This window comes from Shewanella sp. 10N.261.52.F9 (assembly GCF_041471165.1).
Classification (GTDB): domain Bacteria; phylum Pseudomonadota; class Gammaproteobacteria; order Enterobacterales; family Shewanellaceae; genus Shewanella; species Shewanella marinintestina.
The window spans coordinates 1-4,086 of record NZ_JBFRNX010000042.1; the positions used below are offsets into that span (position 1 = coordinate 1).

The following is a 4,086-nucleotide window of genomic DNA, read 5'->3' on the forward strand; positions in this document are numbered from 1 at the left end:
TTATCGATCTGTGCGAAATCGCGTACAGTACCACCGAAGCTCTTAGTCAATACTGCAGAGATAGCAGCAGTTAGAGTAGTTTTACCATGGTCAACGTGACCAATGGTGCCCACGTTAACATGTGGTTTTACGCGTTCAAATTTTTCTTTAGCCATGGTATTGCCCCAATCCAAAGTCTTTGGTGATGAAACTGCATATAGCAAAAAATCCGATGCATACAAAATGTCATCGAATCAGTTAGTAAGATAATTAGATTGGCGAGAAGAAGGTTGGCGCTGATAGGTAGTCTTAAACTGGAAAAAGCACTCGTTGCCGAGTGCTTTCTACTGATTAAGTATTATCAGCAAGATTTTGGAGCGGATGGCGGGAATCGAACCCGCGTTATCAGCTTGGAAGGCTGGAGTAATACCATTATACGACATCCGCGGAACCTACTTCAGGTTACCTAACTACCTAGAATATGGTGGAGGGAGAAGGATTCGAACCTTCGAAGGCTGAGCCGTCAGATTTACAGTCTGATCCCTTTGGCCACTCGGGAACCCCTCCAGAGAAATGGTGCCGGCACCAAGAGTCGAACTCGGGACCTACTGATTACAAGTCAGTTGCTCTACCAACTGAGCTATGCCGGCGTGTCATTTCGGTAGCGGATATTATGGAAATGTGCGCACAAGTGCAATAGCTAAAGTGAAAATATATTAAAAAAAACGGTCAAATGATGGTTTTTCGGCCTCAAAGTGGCTTTCTTGTACAATTTTAGAGCTTTTGAAACCAATTAGCGTTTAAAGCGAGCAGCGCAAATCTCATTACAGTTGTTCAGAATAATTCCATGGTGTAATGTGCCCTCCTTAACGGAGAACTTCGCGATGCCGCAAACTAACCAGATCCAAAATGCACTATATCTCGCTTTTCAACGCCAACAATGGTCTGGACTAAGAGAATCGGTGCCGTTAACGCTAAGTGAAAACGACTTGGCCGACTTGCGTGGTCTCAACGAAAAGATTTCTTTATCAGAAGTAACAGATATATATCTGCCGTTAAGCCGCTTATTAAACCTCAACGTAGGCGCTAAGCAGCAACGTGGCCTTGCATTAAATGAATTTCTTGGACATGTCCCACCAAAGCGACCTTACATCATCAGTATTGCTGGTAGTGTTGCCGTAGGGAAAAGTACCACAGCTCGAATTTTACAAGCATTATTAAGTCATTGGCCTGAACACCCAAAAGTCGATTTAATTACTACAGACGGCTTTCTATACCCGCTAGCTGAGCTCAAACGCCGAGGATTGCTACAACGCAAAGGTTTTCCTGAAAGTTATGATATGAAAGCCCTAGTTGAATTTATTTCGGCTATAAAAGCGGGTGAGTCAGAAGTCAATGCGCCGATATATTCGCACATTACTTATGATCGCATTCAAGATGAGCAGCAATGTGTTCGTCAACCCGACATACTCATTATTGAGGGGCTTAATGTTTTACAAACAGGTCAAGATTCACCTGTAGATACACAACGACCTTTTGTATCTGATTTTGTAGACTTTTCAATTTATGTTGACGCTAATGAAGAACTCTTAAAGCGTTGGTATATAGATCGCTTTCTGCAATTTAGAACCGGAGCTTTTAGTGATGAAAACTCATACTTCCATCACTATTCAAAACTTGATGATGTAGAAGCGACCGCAACGGCCTCTAACATATGGGACACGATTAATGGGCCAAATTTAACCCTTAATATTTTACCTACTCGTGAAAGAGCACACCTTATTTTACAAAAAGGACCTGACCATATGATGGATCAAGTCCTATTACGTAAATAGCTTTAGACCTCTATACTAGCTAATTGTAATTAGTCTGCTTTGCGCAGGCTAATCTCGCCGCCAATATAGCTTTGTAAGCCATTTTCAGTTTCTAAAACAATAGCACCTTGGTCATCGATGCCTTTACAGAGCCCGTGGACTTCGTCTTGGCCCATTAATAATTTAACCGACTGACCAACAAATAAATCAGCTGCAGCCCAGCGCTCAGTAAATGCTGTTAATCCTGCTTGTTGGAATAAGCTTAGGTCTTGTTGTAACTGCTTTTGCAGCAAAGCAAGTAATGCCGTTTTATCCGGCATCTGCAGTTGACTCGTCAAATCACTCCAAGGCTGGTCAATCAGGGATGCATGCTGCTCCCCCATCGCCATATTAAGACCAATACCCACAACTAAATTGCATTCACTGTCGGTCTGACCTGACATTTCGATTAATACCCCCGCAAGCTTACGGCCCTCAAGGTAAATATCGTTAGGCCATTTAACGCCAACATCTTTTACGCCAAGCTTTTCAAGCACGGTCACAATCGAGCAGGCCACCACTAAGCTCAATCCCATAGCTTGAGCCATACCATGTGGGAATTGCCAAAACATGGAAAAATATAAATGGCAGCCATAAGGTGAAACCCAAACTCTACCACGACGACCGCGTCCTGCTGATTGATATTCAGCAACGCAGATATCACCAGATACCAAGTCCTCAGCATGCTTTAAGATAAACGCATTAGTGCTAGGGATCTCATCAAAATAAAAACAACGGTTGGCGATCTGCTCTTTTAACTTAGCTTCATCAACCAAAGAAATAGGTCCATTTAAACGATAGCCCTTGCCCTTTACGCTATATATATCGACACCATATTCTTCTAAGCCTGAAATATGATTACTAATAGCAGTGCGAGATACCCCAAGTTGAGAGGCTAACGCCTCACCAGACACAAATGCGCCTAATGCCAACTCAGTTAGGATCTCACGTTTACGAATCCATTGTTCAGCCATGCTATAAACTCCTTTCACCAGTTGCAGTAATCATTCTAGGCTCAGCTTCCAATCTAATCCCAAATCTATCTTCTACTTTATCTATAATAAATTTCGCCAATACTAAAACGTCATCACTGGTCGCATCACCCTTATTAATTAAAACTAGCGCTTGTTCTTTATGCACCGCGGCCCCACCAATTTGATGACCTTTCAAGTCCGCTTTATCAATTAACCAACCGGCAGCGACTTTCGTTTGGCCTATTCCATGAGAATAGCCAACCATATCAGGATATACAGAAACTAAAGATTCAAACTGCGCTGTATCAATTACCGGATTTTTAAAAAAACTGCCAGCATTACCTAATACAGCAGGATCGGGCAGCTTAGAACGGCGAGTTTCACATATACAATCAAACACTTGCTTTGGTGTTACCTGCTTAACGTCAAACTCTCTAAGCGGACCATAACCTAGCTGTGGCACCCAGGTTTTTGGCAGTTTAAAGCCAACTCTAGTAATAACGGCTTTGCCTAACAAATCATTTTTGAAAACAGAATCACGGTAGCCAAACTCACATTCATCGGCATTTAAACGAACTAGCTGACCATTATTCAAATCAGCATATTCTACCCATTCACAAAAGCGATTTAGCTCAACACCATAGGCACCTATATTCTGGATTGGCGCAGCGCCAACAGTCCCGGGGATCAACGCCATGTTTTCTAATCCAGAAAAGCCCTTATTCAAGCAAAAACAAACTAAATCATGCCAACTCTCACCTGCGGCTACCGTTAGGTAGTTATCGTTTTCATCCTCAAAAACATCAACACCCTTAGTTTCAACCAACACCACCGTGCCAAGAAAGTCTTCGCAAAGAACTATATTGCTACCACCACCTAAAATCAGCATCGGCTGGTTAGCTTGATAAAGTTTGCAGCAGGTATCAACTAACACATCTAGCGTAATGGCACGAACTAATTGCTCACAGCCATGTGCTAACGCGAAAGTATTAAAGTCTTTAAGAGAGTAAAGCGAGCTGGTTGGCATTTGAATATCATTTGGAAGAAAAAAGCTATTGTAGCCTAAAGAAGCAAATCGCAGAAGCATAGAGCATGTTCGATGTAGCAGCGTGATTAAACAATCGAAGAAAAGCGAATGTTAAGTGCACTAAAGGTAATTGTCGCTAACGGGGAATTTATAGAAAATCTAAGCTCAATGGCAAATATAGCGTATACAAAACAAACAAGCCAATAGATTTCAGACACGAAAAAGCCTTGCTATTGCTAGCAGGGCTTATCGC

At 42.2% G+C, this 4,086-nt stretch carries 4 protein-coding genes and 3 tRNA genes; 1 reads left to right on the forward strand and 6 read right to left on the reverse strand.

Annotated elements, in window-relative coordinates; translation table 11 throughout:
* The 4 genes from AB4298_RS20895 to AB4298_RS20910 all read right to left on the reverse strand — a co-directional run.
* Positions 1–155: GTP-binding protein (locus tag AB4298_RS20895; RefSeq protein WP_371988295.1), on the reverse strand; the 155-nt coding region annotated here is incomplete at its 3' end.
* 197 nt (positions 156–352) lie between these two features.
* Positions 353–426: transfer RNA gene (locus tag AB4298_RS20900), tRNA-Gly, on the reverse strand.
* Between the two features lie 35 nt (positions 427–461).
* Positions 462–546: transfer RNA gene (locus AB4298_RS20905), tRNA-Tyr, on the reverse strand.
* Between the two features lie 7 nt (positions 547–553).
* A tRNA-Thr gene (locus tag AB4298_RS20910) sits at positions 554–629 on the reverse strand.
* A 234-nt stretch (positions 630–863) separates the two neighbouring features.
* Here AB4298_RS20910 and coaA point away from each other — a divergent pair.
* Entirely contained in the window at positions 864–1,814 is a 951-nt protein-coding gene (gene coaA / locus AB4298_RS20915; RefSeq protein WP_371988296.1) for a type I pantothenate kinase, read from the forward strand.
* 29 nt (positions 1,815–1,843) lie between these two features.
* Here coaA and birA read toward each other — a convergent pair whose 3' ends face one another.
* Together birA and murB are read right to left on the reverse strand one after the other, a co-directional pair.
* Complete coding sequence (gene birA, locus AB4298_RS20920; protein WP_371988297.1) at positions 1,844–2,806, reverse strand: bifunctional biotin--[acetyl-CoA-carboxylase] ligase/biotin operon repressor BirA; 963 nt, start codon at positions 2,804–2,806, stop codon at positions 1,844–1,846.
* Position 2,807: 1 nt separating this feature from the next.
* Positions 2,808–3,833 (reverse strand): UDP-N-acetylmuramate dehydrogenase, encoded by a 1,026-nt coding sequence (gene murB, locus AB4298_RS20925; RefSeq protein ID WP_371988298.1) that lies wholly within the window; start codon positions 3,831–3,833, stop codon positions 2,808–2,810.
* Between the last annotated feature and the right edge of the window lie 253 nt (positions 3,834–4,086).